Origin of the sequence: Desulforadius tongensis, from assembly GCF_016907915.1 — a bacterium.
Classification (GTDB): Bacteria; Bacillota; Desulfotomaculia; order Desulfotomaculales; family Desulfohalotomaculaceae; genus Desulforadius; species Desulforadius tongensis.
In genome coordinates this window covers 17,230-35,356 of sequence record NZ_JAFBCW010000029.1, presented here as the reverse complement: position 1 = coordinate 35,356, position 18,127 = coordinate 17,230, and the positions used below count along the sequence as shown (strand labels likewise).

Sequence of the window (18,127 nt, the reverse complement as noted above, 5' to 3'; positions counted from 1 at the left end):
TAACCCGTCAGGGTTACGATGAAGCAGGAAACCTACGAATTCGTTTCGTCCAGGAAGCCCCTTCCTGAGCGGAGCGAAGGGAGGGGTAGTTCACTGTCCAAGGAGGTGATTTAACGTGGAGCATGTTGTGTATAATACTCATTTGGCATCAAATTTGTTTGTCGGTTTGGTAGTTATTGTGCTGTTAATTTTTATTCTGGCGGCGTTACTGCAGTGGCTTTGGAATATTACCATTCCCTAGGTATTCGGGCTTAAAGAGCTTACGTACTGGCAGGCCTTTCGCATAATGATTATTTCAAGTATATTATTTAAAGGTTAGCAGCTGGCTAACCGGTTGTTGGGAGTGTTATTATGTTTTTTGTAAGGTCAATTGGGATGATAGTTTTGGCCGTACTGGTATTGTTTGTTTTGGCCGGGCTGTTAATGTGGCTTTGGAATATTACTGTACCCCAGGTGTTTGGGTTGAAGCAAATTACATATTGGCAGGCTTTCCGGCTGTTAATTATTGCCGCCATATTATTTGGTGGTGGCAGCATTAATTTTCACTAAAATATGGCTCACCGGTTTTTCAACCTGTTTAAACTGCCCTACCCGAAATTTATTATTACCAGCACTAAATTCTGGTTTATGTTAAAACCAAAGGAATACTGCTAAAAAAGTAGAATTGAAAATAAAAGAATAATCTCATTAGAGGTGGATGCAGATATTGAAGTTGTACCAGGTAGAGGCGGTGGTTTTAGGCCTCAAAACCATGCGCGAGGCAGATAAAATAATCACCATTTTTTCCCGTGAATATGGTAAGCAGCGGGTAGTGGCCCACGGGGCGAGTAAGGCCACCAGCCGCAAGCGCGGGGCGGTTCAGCCCTTGTGTCATTCCCGGATGCTGCTGTACCGGGGCAGAGAATTGGATTCCGTCAGCCAGTGTGATGGAATAACGTTCTTTACCGAACTGCGCGGCAACCTGGAAAAATTAACCCTGGCTTTGTATCTTTGTGAGCTGGTGGATGGCTTGAGTGCTGAGTACCAGCAAAATGAACCGCTTTTTGTGCTGCTGCTCACTACCTTGGGATGGCTGAACCGGCCGTTTATAGATTTACCCCGGGCAGAAAAAATGGTGGCCGGTTTTGAATTAAAAATGATGGGGTTAATGGGTTATTTGCCCGAACTGGGCTGCTGTGTTAATTGTGGTGCCGGGATAAAGGGTAATAAAATAACCTTCAGTGTTAAAAATGGCGGAGTGATGTGTGAAAACTGCCGTGGAACGGATCCCCAAGCGCTGGCCATAAATGAGCAGACTTTGCACCTGATGCGCCGGCTCCTTGTAACTAGGCCCGGTGGGCTGCCCGAAATTGAAATGCCGCCGGTGATATTTAACCAGTTAAAAAGAGTGCTGCGCTCTCTTACCAGGCATTACCTGGAAAGACGGGCTAAATCGCTGGATTTTTTAGAATTTCTGCATAAAAAACCTCTCTGGCGGGGTAAATATTAGTAGTTACTTTAGAAGGGGTGACAAAATGACCAGCGATTTAGAAAAGATTGATTTGCTTCGGGCCCGCTTGGGAGTGAGCTATAAGGAAGCCAAAGAAGCTTTGGATCAAATGGATGGTGATGTGGTTCAGGCCTTGATCAGCCTGGAACAGCGCAATCTTCACATCGGTGAAAAGATTCAGGGCCGCGGCAGAGAAGCGGTGGAGCAGTTGAAAAGTTTGCTGGATATGGGGCAGAGTACCCGTATTAAAATAAAAAAAGATGGACGCACCGTGGTGGATATACCGGCCACACTTGGTGTAGCCGGTGTTGTGGGAGCCCTGTACAATTCAGAACTGGCGGTGCTGGGTGCGGTGGGAACGCTGGTGGCCATGGCCAATAATTATACATTAGAAATAGAGCGCCAGGAAGAAAGGCAGGACTATAGTTATAATTAATGTTTTTGTCAGCTGAAACTTGACAAATCTAAGATAGAAATATAGAATTTTTCTGTAAAGGCATATATTGTAGGCGATGCGGGAAAGAGTAGCCAGGTGTAGTTTTCCCAGCGAGCCGGGAATGGTGCGAGCCCGGTAAAACAGCTTGTGTGAAGGGGGTTCCCAAGCCGCAAGAGGAAAGCCTGCGGGCTGCCGCAGGTGAGTAAAGCTTGCATTTACAAGGTGGGCCGCCGGGCGGTCAACCAGGGTGGAACCGCGGGAGAACCTCTCGTCCCTGATGATTATCGGGACGAGAGGTTTTTTGGTTTAAGTACCAAACACACCGCTTTACGGGACCGGCAGAGGAATTTCAGCAAACGTTACAAAAAAAGCTGCCGGTTTAGTAAGATACCATTTAAAAATTTTGTCGGAGGTGTACCTATGCAGCAGGTAACTATTGATGACTTTTTTAAAATTGATATCCGTATTGGCACAGTAATTAAAGTGGAGGATTTTCCCGAAGCACGTAAACCGGCCTACAAATTATGGATTGACTTTGGAGCAGAAGTAGGCACTAAAAAATCCAGTGCCCAAATCACTGATTTATACAGCAAAGAAGACCTTTTGCACCGCCAGGTGATTGCGGTGGTAAATTTCCCACCCCGGCAGGTGGCAAAGTTTATGTCTGAAGTATTGGTTTTGGGAACAGTGCAGAGCGACGGCAAAGTGGTACTTTTACAGCCGGAACGCCCGGTGGAAAACGGTTTAAGAATCAGTTAAGGGAGGAAAATAAAAAGTGAATTTTCAACAGCTGATATTGACTCTAAACAAATTTTGGTCTGAACAAAACTGCATTATTCAGCAGCCCTATGACATAGAAAAGGGTGCAGGTACCATGAACCCGGCCACATTTTTGCGGGCGCTGGGGCCTGAACCCTGGCGAGTTGCCTATGTGGAACCGTCCCGCCGTCCCACCGATGGAAGATACGGGGAAAACCCCAACCGTTTGCAGCACTATTACCAGTACCAGGTGATATTAAAACCCTCTCCGGAAGATGTAATTGATGTTTACCTGGAAAGCCTGCGGGCCATTGGTATTGACCCGGATAAACACGATATTCGCTTTGTTGAAGATAACTGGGAATCCCCCACCCTTGGGGCCTGGGGCTTAGGTTGGGAAGTATGGTTGGATGGCATGGAAATAACCCAGTTTACATACTTCCAGCAGTGCGGAGGTATTGACTGCAAGCCGGTATCAGCAGAAATTACCTACGGCCTGGAACGCCTGGCCATGTTTATACAGGGTGTAGACAGCGTCTTTGATATTCAGTGGGTAGAGGGAATTAAATACGGTGATGTACACCACCAGGGTGAAGTGGAACATTCCGCATATAACTTTGAAGAAGCGGATGTTGACATGCTGTTTAAGCTGTTTGATATGTACGAATCAGAGGCCGTTAAAGTGGCAGAAAAGGGACTGGTGCTGCCGGCCTATGATTATGTTTTAAAATGCTCCCATACTTTCAACCTGCTGGATGCCAGGGGGGCCATCAGTGTTACCGAGCGTACCGGGTATATTGCCAGGGTGCGCAGCCTGGCCCGGATGTGTGCCCGGCGTTACGTTGAACAGCGTGAAAAACTTGGATTTCCGCTGCTGAAAAAGGAGGAATAAAAATGGCTAAAGACTTTTTGCTGGAAATAGGAACAGAGGAAATACCGGCTCGTTTTATCAATCCTGCTTTAAAACAATTTAAAGAATTAGCGGAAAAGGCCTTTGAAGAGCACCGCCTGAAATATGAGGAAATAAAAACATATGGTACCCCCCGCCGCCTGGTGCTGTATGTTAAACAATTAGATGAGCAGCAGGCTGAACTGACCAAAGAAGCAAAGGGACCGGCCAAAAAGGTGGCCTTTGATGAAGAAGGCAATCCCACCAAGGCGGCCATGGGTTTTGCCCGCAGCCAGGGAGTTAATGTGGAAGATTTAGTAGTTAAAACCGTTGGCAGAGTGGAATATATGTATGCCATTGTGAAGGAAGAAGGTCATCCCACCGAAAAGGTGCTGGCGGATCTTGCCCCGCAGTTAATATCCGGCCTGCGTTTTCCCAAGCCGATGCGCTGGGGAAATCTGGACTACCGGTTTGCCCGCCCCATTCACTGGGTGGTGGCATTGTTCGGTGCTGATGTGGTTCCTTTCACGGTGGCCAATTTAGCCAGCAATAGGTTTACATACGGCCATCGCTTTTTAAGTGACGGTCCGTTAAAGGTGAATGATGCTGTACATTATTTTGAAGTGATGAGTGAAGGATATGTAATGGTGGATGGCGAAGAACGCCGCCGGGTGATCTGGCAGCAGGTGCAGGATTTAGCCGGCAGTGTTGGCGGCCGGGTGGAATTTGATGAGGAACTGCTGGATGAAATAACCAACATTGTGGAATATCCCACTGCTTTAATGGGCAGTTTTGCAGAACACTATTTAAATATGCCCAGTGAGGTTATTATTACTCCCATGCGCGAGCACCAGCGTTATTTCCCGGTATTAGATGCTGACGGCAAACTGCTGCCCAGGTTTATTGCCGTGCGAAACGGTACAGAAAAGCACCTGGATATAGTGACCGCGGGCAATGAAAAGGTGCTGGCTGCCCGCTTGGCCGATGCGGAGTTTTTCTATAAAGAAGATTTAAAAGTTTCCCTGTCCGACAAGGTGGATGAACTGAAGAAAGTGGTGTGGCTGGAAGAGCTGGGCACAATGTACGAAAAGGTCCAGCGTATTGCCAAACTGGCAGACTCTTTAGCTGTTAAACTTGGTGTTGACCAAGAACAAAGGGATAAGCTGGCCAGGGCTGCTTATCTGGCCAAAGCAGATTTGGTTACCAATATGGTTTATGAATTTCCCGAGCTGCAGGGTATCATGGGACGGGAATATGCGCTGAAAAACGGTGAAGACAGTGAAGTGGCCCGGGCCATTTATGAGCATTACCTGCCCCGGTATGCGGGGGATGACCTGCCTGCCGGTATTACCGGGCAGCTGCTGAGTTTGGCGGATAAGCTGGACAGCATTGTAGGATGCTTTGCCATAGGTATTCAGCCCACCGGTTCCCAAGATCCGTATGCCTTGAGAAGGCAGGCACTGGGCATTACTTACATTCTTTTGGATGCCGACTTACCCCTTTCTTTAAGGGAAATGATCAGCCTGGCTTACAGCGGTTACCAGGATAAGGAAAAATTAAAACTCAATGCCGGTGAAGTGGTTAAAGAAGTACAGGAGTTTTTTAAACAGCGTATAAAAGGTGTCTTTTCTGAGCGCGGTTTTTCATATGACACTATTGATGCTGTTTTGGAAGCAGGCTTTGATGTCATTGCTGATACTTGGAATCGCGGCAGGGCGCTGTCGGAGTTCCGACGCCGGCCGGCCTTTGATGACCTGCTGACTGCCTTTAACCGGGTTAACAACCTGGCTAAAAAATCACCGGGTGGAACTGTAGACGAAAAACTTTTACAGGAACAGCCGGAAAAAGAGCTCTACCGGGCATATGTGAATTTTAAAAATAATATGGTTTTGTATATGAAAAATAAAGATTATGTAGCTGTTTTTAATGAAATAGCTCTGCTGCTGGAGCCCATTAACAAATTTTTTGAGCAGATAATGGTAATGGTAGATGACGAACAGGTGCGTAATAACCGCCTGGCGCTTTTATATAACTTGGCTGAAAAGATGAAAAGCATAGCTGATTTTTCCAAAGTTGTGGCATAACAAAGAAATTATTGTATACTAAAAAATTTTATTTGTTTTCAAGAAGGGATTTTTTAAGACATATCAAATATAATTAGTATGTCACAATTATCAAAAGGGGTGATGGGATGGAGTTAACCGAGCGCCAGCAAAAAATAGTGGAAATAGTAAAAAAAGATGGCCCCATCACTGGTGAACAGATTGCGGAAAAGTTAGATTTAACCAGGGCTACATTAAGACCGGATTTGGCTATTTTAACCATGGCCAATATTTTGGAAGCCCGTCCCCGTGTGGGTTATTTCTACAGTGGAAAAACATCCGGGCAGGTAGTGGCTGATAGGCTTAAAAAACTAAAAGTGGGAGACGTCAAATCGGTACCCATTGTAGTTAACGAAAACTGTTCCGTTTATGATGCCATTGTCACCATGTTTATTGAAGATGTTGGCACGTTAATTGTTGTTGGAGACGGGGGTAAACTAGAAGGGGTAATATCCAGAAAAGATTTTTTGAAGAATACTCTTGGTGGGCAGGATATTCATAAATTACCGGTGGGTGTAATAATGACCAGGATGCCTAATGTCGTATGTGCCTACCCTGAGGACTCAGTATGGTTGGCAGCACGCCGGTTATTAAACCATGAAGTGGACTGTCTTCCGGTGGTACGCCCGATACAGGGGGAAGCGGATGATCATTACGAAGTTATCGGGCGTTTCACTAAAACCAACATCGCTCAACTGTTTGTGGAGTTGGGAGAAGAATAGATAGCAGGGGGGCGTTTGCCATTAGTGAGATAGCATCGCAGCCAAAAATATATGTGTTGTCAGATTCCGTTGGCGAAACCGCTGAATTGGTGGCCAAAGCTGCCGTGAGCCAGTTTAATCACGGCAGTGTTGAAATAAAGCGTATACCCTATGTCAACAGCATTAGTGACATTCACGATGTGGTGGAAGAAGCAGCGGGGCAGAACTGTATCATTGCCTACACACTGGTGCTGCCTGAACTGCGAGAAGCGCTGGTACAAGAAGCCGACCGCAACAATATTATCGTGGTGGACATAATGGGCCCGCTGATGAATGCCCTGGGTAATATAACTAAAAAATCACCAATACTGGAACCGGGTCTGGTACACCGGTTGGATGAGGAATACTTTCGCAAGGTAGAGGCTATCGAATTTGCAGTAAAGTATGATGACGGCAAAGATCCCAGGGGTATCATCAAGGCGGATTTGGTTATTATAGGAGTGTCCCGCACCTCTAAAACGCCGCTGTGTATGTACCTGGCCCACAAGCGGATTAAAGCGGCAAATGTACCGCTGGTGCCGGAAGTTTCGCCGCCGGAGGAGATATTTAAGATACCCTCCAGCAAAGTAATTGGCTTAACTGTCAGCCCACAGCAATTAAATGTAATTCGCCAGGAACGGCTGCGTACGCTGGGTTTAACTTCACATGCCGATTATGCCAGCATGGAGCGGATATTGAAAGAGTTGGACTATGCAGAGAAGATCATGAAAAAGATAGGCTGTGTTACCATTGATGCAACCAATAAAGCAGTGGAAGAAACAGCCAGCAAAGTGCTGGAACATTATTATCGCAGCCAGCGGCAGAAACAATAAGGCCGTTCTTTGGGTTAATACCAGCTAACTGGCTAAATTTTACCAGGGAGGTTTATGAGTTATGTCAACTGCCAAGTATGTGTACCTTTTTAACGAAGGACGGGCAGATATGAAAAATTTATTGGGCGGTAAAGGGGCAAACCTGGCTGAAATGACTAATATCGGCCTGCCGGTGCCTCCGGGATTTATTATTACTACCGAGGCCTGCATAGATTTTTATAATGCCGGTAAACAGTTTCCCCAGGGATTGGAAGAACAGACGCTGGAAAAAGTAAAAGTGCTGGAGGAAACCACAGGTAAAAAGTTTGGTGATCCCAAAACCCCGCTGCTGGTTTCGGTGCGCTCCGGTGCGGTAATATCCATGCCCGGTATGATGGATACCGTTTTAAATTTGGGATTGAATGATGAAACGGTGGAAGGATTGGCAGCTTGTACCGGCAACCGGCGCTTTGCCTATGATTGTTACCGTCGTTTTATACAAATGTTTGGTGATGTGGTGCTGGGTATTGACCATCATAAATTTGAAGCCGTTTTGGAAGATAAAAAAGTTGATCGAGGCGTACGGTTTGATAATCAGTTAACCGCTGAAGATTGGGAAGAAGTAATCGAAAAGTATAAGAAGATTATTAACAAAGAAACCGGAAAACCATTTCCCCAGGATCCCATAGAGCAGCTGTTTAAAGCTATATTTGCCGTGTTTAATTCCTGGAATACCGAGCGTGCTATTGTCTACCGCAAAGTACATAAAATTCCCGATGACTTGGGAACGGCGGTTAATGTGGTATCAATGGTATTTGGTAACATGGGCGATGATTCCGGTACCGGCGTAGCATTTACCCGCAACCCGTCCACCGGTGAAAAAGTGCTGTACGGCGAATATTTAACCAACGCTCAGGGTGAAGACGTAGTGGCGGGTATTCGTACACCCCAGCCCATTGCTAAATTGGAACAGGAAATGCCTGCTGTATACCGTCAATTTACAGAAACCTGCCAGCTGCTGGAAAAACATTACCGGGACATGCAGGATATTGAGTTTACAATTGAACGGGGCAAGTTATGGATTTTACAAACCCGTAACGGCAAGCGTACCGCCCAGGCAGCTATAAAAATAGCAGTTGATATGGTGGGGGAAGGTTTGATTACCAAAGAAGAGGCAATAACCCGTGTGGAGCCGGGACAGCTGAATCAGCTGCTGCACCGGCGCATTGACCCCGATTCCCAGCTGGAAGTGCTGGCCAAAGGTCTGCCTGCCTCACCCGGCTCAGCTTCCGGTAAAGTGGTATTTGATGCCGACTTGGCTGAAAAGTTAGGCCAGGAAGGAGAAAAAGTTCTACTGGTGCGGATGGAAACCACCCCGGATGATATTCACGGTATTGTGGCAGCTCAGGGGGTGCTGACATCCAGGGGCGGCATGACCAGTCACGCCGCTGTAGTGGCCCGGGGTATGGGAAAACCGTGTGTATGCGGTTGTGACGAAATTAAAATTGATTACGGGACAAAACAATTTAAAGTCGGTGATTTGGTAATTAAAGAAGGGGATACAATTTCTATCGATGGCAGCACCGGGCATGTAATGCTGGGTGAAGTGCCGATGATTGACCCAGAACTATCCAGTGAGTTCCGGAAACTGCTGGAATGGGCAGATGAAATTCGTGACCTCGGTGTGCGAGCCAATGCTGATACACCGGAAGATGCTGCCAAAGCCAGGGAATTTGGTGCTGAGGGCATTGGATTAACACGTACTGAGCACATGTTTATGGCTCAAGACCGCCTGCCCATCGTACAAAAGATGATTTTGGCCACCACTTTGGAAGAAAGACAGGAAGCCTTAAGTCAACTGCTGCCCATGCAGCAAGATGATTTTTACGGTATATTGAAAGCCATGCAGGGTCTGCCGGTTTGCATACGCCTTTTAGACCCGCCGCTGCACGAGTTTCTGCCTAACGCGGAGGAACTGGCAGTGGAAATAACGAAATTAAAGCTGACAAATGGTGATGCAGAAGAAATTAAAGCTAAAGAAAAGCTGCTGCGTCAAGTTCGTTCACTGACAGAGTTTAACCCCATGCTGGGGCATAGGGGATGCCGTTTGGGTATTACTTACCCGGAGATTTATGCCATGCAGGCCCGGGCCATCTTCCAAGCCACAGCCCAACTGGTGTGGGAAGGCTATGAAGTAATACCGGAGGTAGAAATACCGCTGGTTATTGAAGTAAAAGAATTAAGTTTCTTAAAAGAATTGGTAACAAAGATAGCTGAAGAAGTGAAAGAAGAAACCGGCGTTCAGTTCCGCTACACAGTGGGCACAATGATCGAAATGCCCAGGGCAGCCCTGTTAGCTGGTGAAATTGCTGAGCAGGCGGAGTTTTTCTCCTTCGGTACCAACGACTTGACACAAACCACCTTGGGTTTCTCCCGGGATGATGCAGAAGGTAAATTTATGCATCACTATACCGAGCGCAAGATACTAAAAGAGAACCCCTTTGTGGTGCTGGACCGTAAGGGTGTTGGTAAGCTGATGAAAATGGCGGTGGAAGAGGGACGCAAAACCCGCCCCGACCTGTTGATAGGTATCTGTGGGGAGCATGGCGGCGAGCCCAGTTCAGTGGAGTTCTGTCACATAATTGGATTAAATTATGTCAGCTGCTCGCCGTATCGTGTACCTATCGCCAGGTTAGCTGCGGCTCAGGCAAAGATTATCAATAAAGACCAATCAAAATAAGGCTTAAAATAGGTTGGTTAGTAACCTCAAAGCCTTATATATCAAGGGTTTGAGAGATTTAGTATAAAATAAAGCAGGGGTATTATTTCTTAGTGATTTAAGAGATAATACCCTATTTTTTATTGATTCCCTGTATTTTGGAACATAAAATGGGGGGGATTTTCAACTATATTTTGGTATAGTTTTCCTTGACAAATACGTTTAGTAAAATATATACTTTTCTGTAATAAGATACATATATGTACGGACAAAGATATTTTGTGAGAAAAGATAAAAGGAGGGGTTTTTATATTAGGAAGATTTATTAAACTCAACAAGATAATAGTATCAGCGCTGGGAATGGTACTATGTTTTGGATTACCGGCAGTAGCAGGAGTCAATGTTTACGTGGAAGATCAACAGGTACAGTTTAATCAACAACCTTATGTGGACCAAAATAAAAATAGAACAATGGTACCATATAGGGAAATCTTTGAATCGCTTGGTGCAAGGGTTTGGTACGATGAAGATACAAATTCTGCTATGGGGCAAAAGGATGATACAACTATCAAACTATCTATAAATCAGGATGTGGCATTTATTAATGACAGGGAAGTTTGTTTGGATGTAGCATCCCAGGTAGTAAATGGACGGATAAAATGATACCTTTAAGACTTCATTGGTAAAAACCTTGGTTATGCAGAAGGTGACCTAAATAACTTAATTGTACACATTATAAAGGGTAGAGAGCAAGTTGTTGAAGATACAGAAATTGTAGAGGACGCTACTTATGTTCAAGATATGAGTTATACTATAAAATTATACGGTAACAATGTAACTGGCAAATATACAGGGTATACCATAGATAATATCCCAAATGGTAAGGGAAGTTTCTATTCAAAGGGTAATGCAATATTTGTTGAGCAACAAAAGGGATTGGAATCTATTATAGAAGGAAACTGGGTAAATGGTTATATAAACGGTTATGGAACTAAAACATGGGGAGATGGAAAAAAATACGTAGGTAATTTTGTAAATAATAAAATTGAAGGTCAAGGGACTTTTTTACTATATATAAATAATAGAGATATTTCGCGTTGCAGGAATACTGAAGAAGGGGATTACAGGGATAAACGGTATTAACTGATTGACTGGCAATAAACATGTATAAACATGTATAAACATGTATAAACATGCGGTCACTCCTATTGTTGGAGTAGCCAATTCACCTTCCCGTGATTGAAGTTAACTATTATCTGAGATCAGTAAAAAAGTCCCTATAAAATCACGTTAGTTAGGGATAACTTCTGTTTAAAAACAGAAAAAGTGATCCAAGCCTTGATTTTAAGAGTTTTTCCACAAAAAATCTCCATAAATGGCATAATTAGGTATGACCAAATATCAACCATTAGGGGTTTTTTTTATGCTTCGACTAGAGCCAAAGCAATTAAGCTTTCACTCATCATTATACAATAAAATTCCAGAAGATCATAGAAAGGAATGGATATAAACATGAAAAATGATATTAAACGGATAGCATCTTCCGTTATGATAATGTTTTTTGTTATTGCTATGTTAATTCCAGTAACAGCATTTGCAACAACGAACAAAATATTTGGTGGAAATGAGGTAGAAGCTGCTGTTAGTGGAACTAGGTTAATTCAGTCTGTCAATAAAATAAAGGTGCTGGGAAATTATAACTATATAACAGATTTGTACAGCGATAAGGTACAATTAATGCCTGTTCAAAAAAATTTCATATCACAGGCATATGGATATGCAGATAAAGATGGCAATATAAAAATACCTATACACGAAAATTGGAGTTTTGCGGACATGTTTATTGGTGGTCTGGCAATTGTTTTTGATGAGAACAAAAATACATTGTCAGCAATAGATACAAATGGCAATGTTGTATTTGACTTTGATGATAAAACATATTTAGGTGGTGTAGGAGATACAAGTTATTTACAAAGATTTGAAAATGACCCTAATGGAATGTACTGTGTATATGTGAGAGGTAATGGAGATTGTAATTATGCACCGAATAACCTAACTTTAACTATCTATGATAGGCAAGGAAACCGTATAAGAAAAGCTTTGCCATATGACCGTATCGGAAGATTTAATAACGGTATTGCAAACCTATATATAATTACAGGCTCACAAGAAATACCTTGGTTAGAAGGCACTACCATGACAAAGTATACCTATAGACCAATTGGATCCATAAATACAAAAGGTGAAATTTTAGATAAAGTAGTACCTGAAGTAGAGGATGAAATGACTGATGATTATGGGTTTACTGTGGAATTCGGAGATAACAATCAAAGAATTATAAAAAATAGCAAAGGAGAAGAAATATACAGATATACCCAGCAGGAATATAAACTTGGCAGTGAGCATAATATCATTAACCAAAATGCCATATTAGTTCCTGTAAGAAAAGATGATGGGACTACAGCGCTTACATTAATGGACTCTAATGGAAACCTATACCCTGAATATGAATTTAATGACTTTAATGCTTGGGGAGCATACGGAAACAGGTTTATTGCCAGACCTTATGTATCATATGCAGACAAATTAGCGTATGCCAATACATTAGGTGAAGAAGGAAAACAATGGATACTGGATACACAATTTTTGGCTGAAGGTAAGGATGTGATAATGTACCAGCTCCAACCACCGACCATATATGAAATTCAATTAGTCGGGTATTCAAATAAGGACAACATTGAAACGGTAAATAATACAGTTACTAATATTTCAACTTCAATAGTACCGGCAGACCCGAATAAGAAACTTAAGAGTGGAATAACGCTGTGGGAAGCGAAAGTACTAATAAAAGATAATAGAGAAAACTTAAAATCACTGGGTTATTCTGAGGAAGACATAAAGCAAGTAGAGGAAGGTCTATATAGAGATTTAGGAACAACAGCAGAAGAAATAGCAAGATGTCCAGACAGACCCCAAGTCCCGGTAACCACACAAAAACCGAGCCAGCCAAAGCCTGAGGTGGAACAGCCAGTACAACAGCCAACACAACAGCCTGTAGTACAGCAGCCTGCAGGTAGTTATTTACCACCATCAGTAGATAAGGACAGAAATGGCAGAGTAGATGCACTTGAAGAACGAATGTTTGAAGGTGAATTCACAACTGAATCAGACCCGAACTTTAATTTATCTACAGACTTCCCAGAATCAAACTAAGAGCTTCATTAGTGAGGTAGTTCTAGGTTATATGTTTAATATTAATTAGAAGTTATTTTCCAAAAATAGAGATGATATTAGAGGATAGGGGTAGCTTAATGCTACCCCTAAGTTACTTCCTTTATCCTTTTTATAGTTATAAAGTCGGATATTAAACTTATCAATAATCAATAAAAAGAAGAAATAAATATTAATAAAGAGGGAGGTAGTGGTAATGCGATGTAAGTTTAAAAGAATAATATCCAGCTTATTAGTAGTATCAATGTTTGCAATGAGCTTACCTATACAGGCTTTTGCAGAAGTCGTGCAAGATAATGGTAACGCAGGTTCGGGTACAGGGGGAGGCAGCACTAACAGGGCATATACATGGGTAGGAAGTCAGTCCGGATTCAGGATTGCTATAGTGGACAAAAATTTCAACCAGGTATCAAATACAGTAGACTTAGTGTTCAGCAAACCCACCGTATTTAATTATGGCGGTGCAGATGGATTAAAAGATTTTTATACTAACACAAGGGCAAATGGAAAAACACTAGATAACTCTCCAAAAGATCATAAATGTATACTAATTAAAAAATTAATAGACGATAGCAAAGGCACTGAAAATGAAATAAAAAAATACCCAAAATTTCCAATCACATATATGGGAAATAAATCAGTAGCTGGTGGTGAAGATTTTAAAGAATGGTTCTTAAAAGGTAATGGTTTAAACAGTCTAACTTTCACCTACCCATCCGGTACACAATCAGCTGGTGGAGTATCTGACGGTATAACTAAACCAGTCTTAAAAGACCAGCCAAGACCAATTAACGACATGCCACAGGTGGGTATTATTGAAATATTAATGGATAGTTCATATAGAGGCTTTAAAAGGATAGAGGCATTTAGCTATATAGTAGAACAAGGTTACTTCCATCATGCACAGCCATTAATAGATGCAAAAAGTAATCAAGTAAAGAGTATAATAAAAATAAGATCTGAAAAAGAACTTAAGGAACCTGGTTATATAGCAGGTGAAGAGTTACTTAAAGTATGGGGATATTGCAAGTCAGTATCAAAAACATACGCAGAAGCTGTATATATCTATTGTGCGGTAATAGATAGAGTAGCAGGATATAATTATTCAGGAAACGACTATACTTTTGTAGTAATGAACATAAAAGATGAATACGATAGTGATGCGACATACAATATAGCTAGTAACGTAGACATAACATTAGAAGAAATCCCATTAGCTGGTTCAGGAAATTCAGGAGATAATGGATATGCAGATGAAATATTGAATTGGTATGATGAGGATGAGAAAACAAAAACGAAGAAACCATTATTTTACTTCTTAGACCCAGCATTAAATAAAAAGATGCAAAGTGAAAAGCTAAAAGTAACAGATATTATATTACAAAACAACTACTATGTAACTGTAGAGCCTATATTCTGGTACAGACCAGCAGCGGCAGGCCCAGGAGGTTTACCAGGCAATCCAATGCATCCTAACTATGTATATGGTACCATAGGAAACTGGGTAGATTTTCATGCTGAACAGGGATATAAGTTTGGAAATACAGGTGGGGCTTACGTAACTATCATGACAGGACTTGGTTGGTCTTGTTTCCATATTAATAAAGATTGGGTAGGGCCATCTGGAATTTTCTTCCCCCGATAAATTAGACAGTAAGTTAAGCCGCTTTTCTCTGTTTTTCATAGTTTTCCGGACTCATGTAACCCAATGATGAATGAAGTTTTCTTCCTCTTCAGGTGTTCCCGGCTTACGATTACATTGCCCAGAAAAGCTGGCATCACCAAATTCTTGAAACTGCTGCCGCCAGCGTTTTAAATTTGTTACATTAATACCTAAGTCCTTGGCCACAGCAGCAGTGGATTTACCACTTGTTTTTTTAAAAGTTCTACCGCTTCCTTTTTAAATTCTTTCGCATATGTTCTCCTTGCCCCAGCCATTCTTCAGCACCCCCAGTTATTTATACTATACACTCTTAACTGTCTGAAAAATACATTGAAATATACCCAATATAAGCCGGAGCCTCTTGCCTGACTACCGGTCTGGTTTGTTATTGCTTTACTATGTGAAGTTGTCAAGGTGCAATAATTTAGGAGTGCCTACCAATACTACCCAAAATCGTTACCGGCTTTCCGAAATACTACTCAAACTAAATAATTTGCAAATAATTTTAATACTAAAATAATTTGCGAAAATTATATGGTTTATACATGGTTCGACATAATATTTGAAACAAATCATATATAATGCTTCTAATATCAATATAAATTTAGTACCGTTGTTCTTGCCGTGCCTGAACAACTACTATTCGTACCTTGAAAACTAGATAGAGTATAGGGTTGCACAAACGAATCATTTTGTGCGTAAAACTCTCTATGTGTCGTCAAAATAAATGGCGTTCGTATAATTAGTAAGCTATACCTGCAAACTTACTGTAATTAGCTATATGTTAGTTACAAAGGGCTGCAGTGAATCTAGCCCAGCCAAAAGGCTGCTGTCAGGTGTAAACAACTGGGGAGCAATGAGAAGCTGCTGCTGTTTCGCGCAGAGGGCTTGGAGTTACCACTGGAAGCCTCGGGCACAAGGTCACAATTGTATAATCACTATTATCTAGCTTCTAAGCCCCTAACAGTTTTAGACACCGTGGCTAAATTAAGTTAAATAATATACAGGTTATGTAAAGAATTAGGTATTCTTCGGCCGCAGCGCAAAAAGAAACATTCTTACCCCAAAAAAGCTGCTAAAAACCGTCTGGTAACTGCATCCAGCCGGCTGTGGGAAGTTGATTTAAAATACGGGTATATTACTGGGGAACAAAGATTTTTCTTTGTTTTGTCATCCATTGATGTTTATGACCGGAGTATTGTTGGATATTATATCGGGTTGCGCTGTGAGGCCAAAGATGCAGTAAACACACTTAACAGGCATTTTGGAAAAGGAAGTTATACAACAGTATTAACAAATCGGTAATTCGTTCAGACAATGGCCCATAATTTACTGCGCACGCATTTTATAATGCCTGCCAGTAGCTTGGAATTGAGCATGAGATAATACCTTGCAAAATACCGAATATGAATGCTCATATAGAAGCATTTCACAGTATTTTAGAAGATGAGTGTTTTACAAAACACCAGTTTCAGCCATACTTTGAAGCATATAAGGCAGTGACAGAATTTATAAAATTTTACAACGAAGGTGTGGGCAAAGCCTTTACCTTTAACGTAATGGACAAGCTGGCTAGAATTCGCAAAGGGATGAAAAGGACAAGGAAAGTTGTGAAACTATATGAAAAAGCTAGTTAATTAACGCTAGTGTCCAAAATTGAGGGGTTAACCCAAATTCACAAGGCCTTGACAGTGAGGACAACAATCAATTACCGGAAAATCATTATCTTTACCTCGGACGGCATATTCTTTTACCGATAAGCCAAAATCATATGCTATGACCATAAAAAACTCCACCAAATTTATTTGCTAAAATTTTAGTACTTTGCTGGGAAATTTTAAAAGTACTTTTCCTTTTTAATTTGCAAAAATCTCTATCAAATTGAATTAGATAAAATGAAAGTTTATAGGAGTGAACGAAATGTTACTTTATAGGGCAATTAATAAAGTTGATGAGGAAAATATTAATAAAGGATGCGGGATAAAAGCTTCAACACAAGGAACAAAACAAACATGTCTTCAATCTGTATCTTCGCATGTTGCTAATGGTTCAAATCCAAATCGAAAAGATTGCTGGATTTCTACTGTGAAAAATTTCAAAATATGTGCTAGTGAATTTTCAATACCGCAAATGGGTGGGTATAATACTGCAAAACAAAGAAAAAGGATAGCTGTGATTGAACGAAATAAAATGATAAATAGTAATTCTAACCATGGTTCCAACGGTAATTATACGTACATATCAGATGGGAAGTCAGAGCTAGACCTGAGTGATATTACTAGTTGGCCAAATTCGACTAAGCTAGATCACGAAAAAAATATGGTAATTAAATACCCAAACGGTAAGCAGGTAATCGTTGATAAAAAACTTATGGATCAACACGCTAATTATTTTATAAACTTTTTTAATGGGTTAAATAATATAGAGACATTTATTTTCGATATGACTTTGCCATCCCCTAATGATAGGAAATATGTTAAAAAGTCAAAATATGCGCCACTTAACGAGTTTTCTTTTTATGATTACTACAACTATGGTATTGTACCCCCGTGCCAAGGGTTACCAATAGTTTCGGGTCTTTTAAAAAACAACAAAGAAGTTTTAATAATGAATGAAATACCATCTAACTCTATATTAAAACTTCTAACATTTTTAGAAATTGATGTATTGTATGCTTTGGATGATGCTGTTTTTATGACTGTTCTTAACAATATTGTCAGTGGGAACATTGAAATTAAAAATCAAGGTCAAAATATTTTTGTGAATAGAAAACCGTTAAGTTTAAGTAATGATGAGCAGGATTTGGTTTGCAAAATATACAGTTGTAATTATTCAATTATCGATCTAACATATGGAAGATATAACGTTCAGGAAAATACTAATGGTTCTAGCATTTTAGATATATATGATAACTTTAAACGTCTTAAACGTAGTATTATTGAAAAAGTAATATCGGAAATAAATCAAAAATCTACTGGGAGTATTGTTGAAGATGGGATATTTGTTGCAGTTCAGAAAGGGAAAAAAGCAGATACTGACACTGACACACAACCTATTAAACTGTGTAAATACGATTTATTGCTAATTGAAGACCAACAAGAAAATAAGGTATATAAATTTTCAGATTCAAACTACCAAGAAATATGGAAGAATAGTGTAGAAGAGAGTGTTTTTCAAATTAAAGATAATTCGGGTTGTATAGTCAATTGTTGTTTCGAATGATGGCTAATAATACTATGATTGAGAGCTTACTAAAGTACGAATAACCGCATACACTGAACTGGAGT

Annotated in this window: 16 protein-coding genes; all 16 read left to right on the top strand. The window is 41.2% G+C overall.

What is annotated here, in order from left to right; all coding sequences use genetic code 11:
- Nucleotides 1-115: 115 nt before the first annotated feature.
- A complete protein-coding gene (locus tag JOC37_RS13510; RefSeq protein WP_274380960.1) occupies nt 116-241 on the top strand; it encodes a hypothetical protein in 126 nt (41 codons plus the stop codon).
- Between the two features lie 110 nt (nt 242-351).
- Nucleotides 352-549: a hypothetical protein gene (locus JOC37_RS10890; protein WP_204618850.1), complete on the top strand. Its 198-nt coding sequence runs from the start codon at nt 352-354 to the stop codon at nt 547-549.
- A gap of 157 nt (nt 550-706) precedes the next feature.
- Nucleotides 707-1,489 (top strand): DNA repair protein RecO, encoded by a 783-nt coding sequence (gene recO / locus JOC37_RS10885; protein WP_204618848.1) that lies wholly within the window; start codon nt 707-709, stop codon nt 1,487-1,489.
- A gap of 25 nt (nt 1,490-1,514) precedes the next feature.
- Nucleotides 1,515-1,925 (top strand): DUF4342 domain-containing protein, encoded by a 411-nt coding sequence (locus JOC37_RS10880; RefSeq protein ID WP_204618846.1) that lies wholly within the window; start codon nt 1,515-1,517, stop codon nt 1,923-1,925.
- 420 nt (nt 1,926-2,345) lie between these two features.
- Nucleotides 2,346-2,684, top strand: a complete 339-nt coding sequence (locus JOC37_RS10875) for a tRNA-binding protein (protein ID WP_204618844.1) — start codon at nt 2,346-2,348, stop codon at nt 2,682-2,684.
- Between the two features lie 16 nt (nt 2,685-2,700).
- Nucleotides 2,701-3,576, top strand: a complete 876-nt coding sequence (gene glyQ, locus JOC37_RS10870) for a glycine--tRNA ligase subunit alpha (protein WP_204618842.1) — start codon at nt 2,701-2,703, stop codon at nt 3,574-3,576.
- Between the two features lie 2 nt (nt 3,577-3,578).
- On the top strand, nt 3,579-5,657 hold the full coding sequence (glyS, locus tag JOC37_RS10865) for a glycine--tRNA ligase subunit beta (RefSeq protein WP_204618840.1): 2,079 nt from the start codon (nt 3,579-3,581) through the stop codon (nt 5,655-5,657).
- Between the two features lie 107 nt (nt 5,658-5,764).
- Nucleotides 5,765-6,397, top strand: coding sequence for a transcriptional regulator CcpN (gene ccpN, locus JOC37_RS10860; protein WP_204618838.1), 633 nt, complete (start codon nt 5,765-5,767; stop codon nt 6,395-6,397).
- 47 nt (nt 6,398-6,444) lie between these two features.
- A complete protein-coding gene (locus JOC37_RS10855; RefSeq protein WP_338017384.1) occupies nt 6,445-7,248 on the top strand; it encodes a pyruvate, water dikinase regulatory protein in 804 nt (267 codons plus the stop codon).
- Between the two features lie 61 nt (nt 7,249-7,309).
- Nucleotides 7,310-9,967, top strand: a complete 2,658-nt coding sequence (gene ppdK, locus JOC37_RS10850) for a pyruvate, phosphate dikinase (protein ID WP_204618836.1) — start codon at nt 7,310-7,312, stop codon at nt 9,965-9,967.
- A 387-nt stretch (nt 9,968-10,354) separates the two neighbouring features.
- Nucleotides 10,355-10,609 (top strand): stalk domain-containing protein, encoded by a 255-nt coding sequence (locus tag JOC37_RS10845; protein ID WP_204618835.1) that lies wholly within the window; start codon nt 10,355-10,357, stop codon nt 10,607-10,609.
- Between the two features lie 138 nt (nt 10,610-10,747).
- Nucleotides 10,748-11,089, top strand: coding sequence for an MORN repeat-containing protein (locus JOC37_RS10840; protein WP_204618833.1), 342 nt, complete (start codon nt 10,748-10,750; stop codon nt 11,087-11,089).
- Nucleotides 11,090-11,458: 369 nt separating this feature from the next.
- A complete protein-coding gene (locus JOC37_RS10835; protein ID WP_204618831.1) occupies nt 11,459-13,159 on the top strand; it encodes a RuvA C-terminal domain-containing protein in 1,701 nt (566 codons plus the stop codon).
- A 214-nt stretch (nt 13,160-13,373) separates the two neighbouring features.
- Nucleotides 13,374-14,822, top strand: a complete 1,449-nt coding sequence (locus JOC37_RS10830; protein ID WP_204618829.1) for a hypothetical protein — start codon at nt 13,374-13,376, stop codon at nt 14,820-14,822.
- 1,388 nt (nt 14,823-16,210) lie between these two features.
- Entirely contained in the window at nt 16,211-16,477 is a 267-nt protein-coding gene (locus tag JOC37_RS10825; protein WP_338017383.1) for an integrase core domain-containing protein, read from the top strand.
- Nucleotides 16,478-16,760: 283 nt separating this feature from the next.
- Nucleotides 16,761-18,062 carry a hypothetical protein gene (locus JOC37_RS10820; protein WP_204618825.1) on the top strand — a complete coding sequence of 434 codons (1,302 nt, stop codon included), beginning with the start codon at nt 16,761-16,763 and terminating at the stop codon, nt 18,060-18,062.
- The last annotated feature ends 65 nt before the right edge of the window (nt 18,063-18,127 follow it).

Coding starts and splice junctions, on each gene's coding strand:
- JOC37_RS10890 (WP_204618850.1), top strand. CDS start 352: ATGTTTTTTGTAAGGTCAATTGGGATGATAGTTTTGGCCGTACTGGTA.
- JOC37_RS10880 (WP_204618846.1), top strand. CDS start 1,515: ATGACCAGCGATTTAGAAAAGATTGATTTGCTTCGGGCCCGCTTGGGA.
- JOC37_RS10875 (WP_204618844.1), top strand. CDS start 2,346: ATGCAGCAGGTAACTATTGATGACTTTTTTAAAATTGATATCCGTATT.
- glyS (WP_204618840.1), top strand. CDS start 3,579: ATGGCTAAAGACTTTTTGCTGGAAATAGGAACAGAGGAAATACCGGCT.
- ccpN (WP_204618838.1), top strand. CDS start 5,765: ATGGAGTTAACCGAGCGCCAGCAAAAAATAGTGGAAATAGTAAAAAAA.
- ppdK (WP_204618836.1), top strand. CDS start 7,310: ATGTCAACTGCCAAGTATGTGTACCTTTTTAACGAAGGACGGGCAGAT.
- JOC37_RS10840 (WP_204618833.1), top strand. CDS start 10,748: ATGAGTTATACTATAAAATTATACGGTAACAATGTAACTGGCAAATAT.
- JOC37_RS10835 (WP_204618831.1), top strand. CDS start 11,459: ATGAAAAATGATATTAAACGGATAGCATCTTCCGTTATGATAATGTTT.
- JOC37_RS10830 (WP_204618829.1), top strand. CDS start 13,374: ATGCGATGTAAGTTTAAAAGAATAATATCCAGCTTATTAGTAGTATCA.
- JOC37_RS10820 (WP_204618825.1), top strand. CDS start 16,761: ATGTTACTTTATAGGGCAATTAATAAAGTTGATGAGGAAAATATTAAT.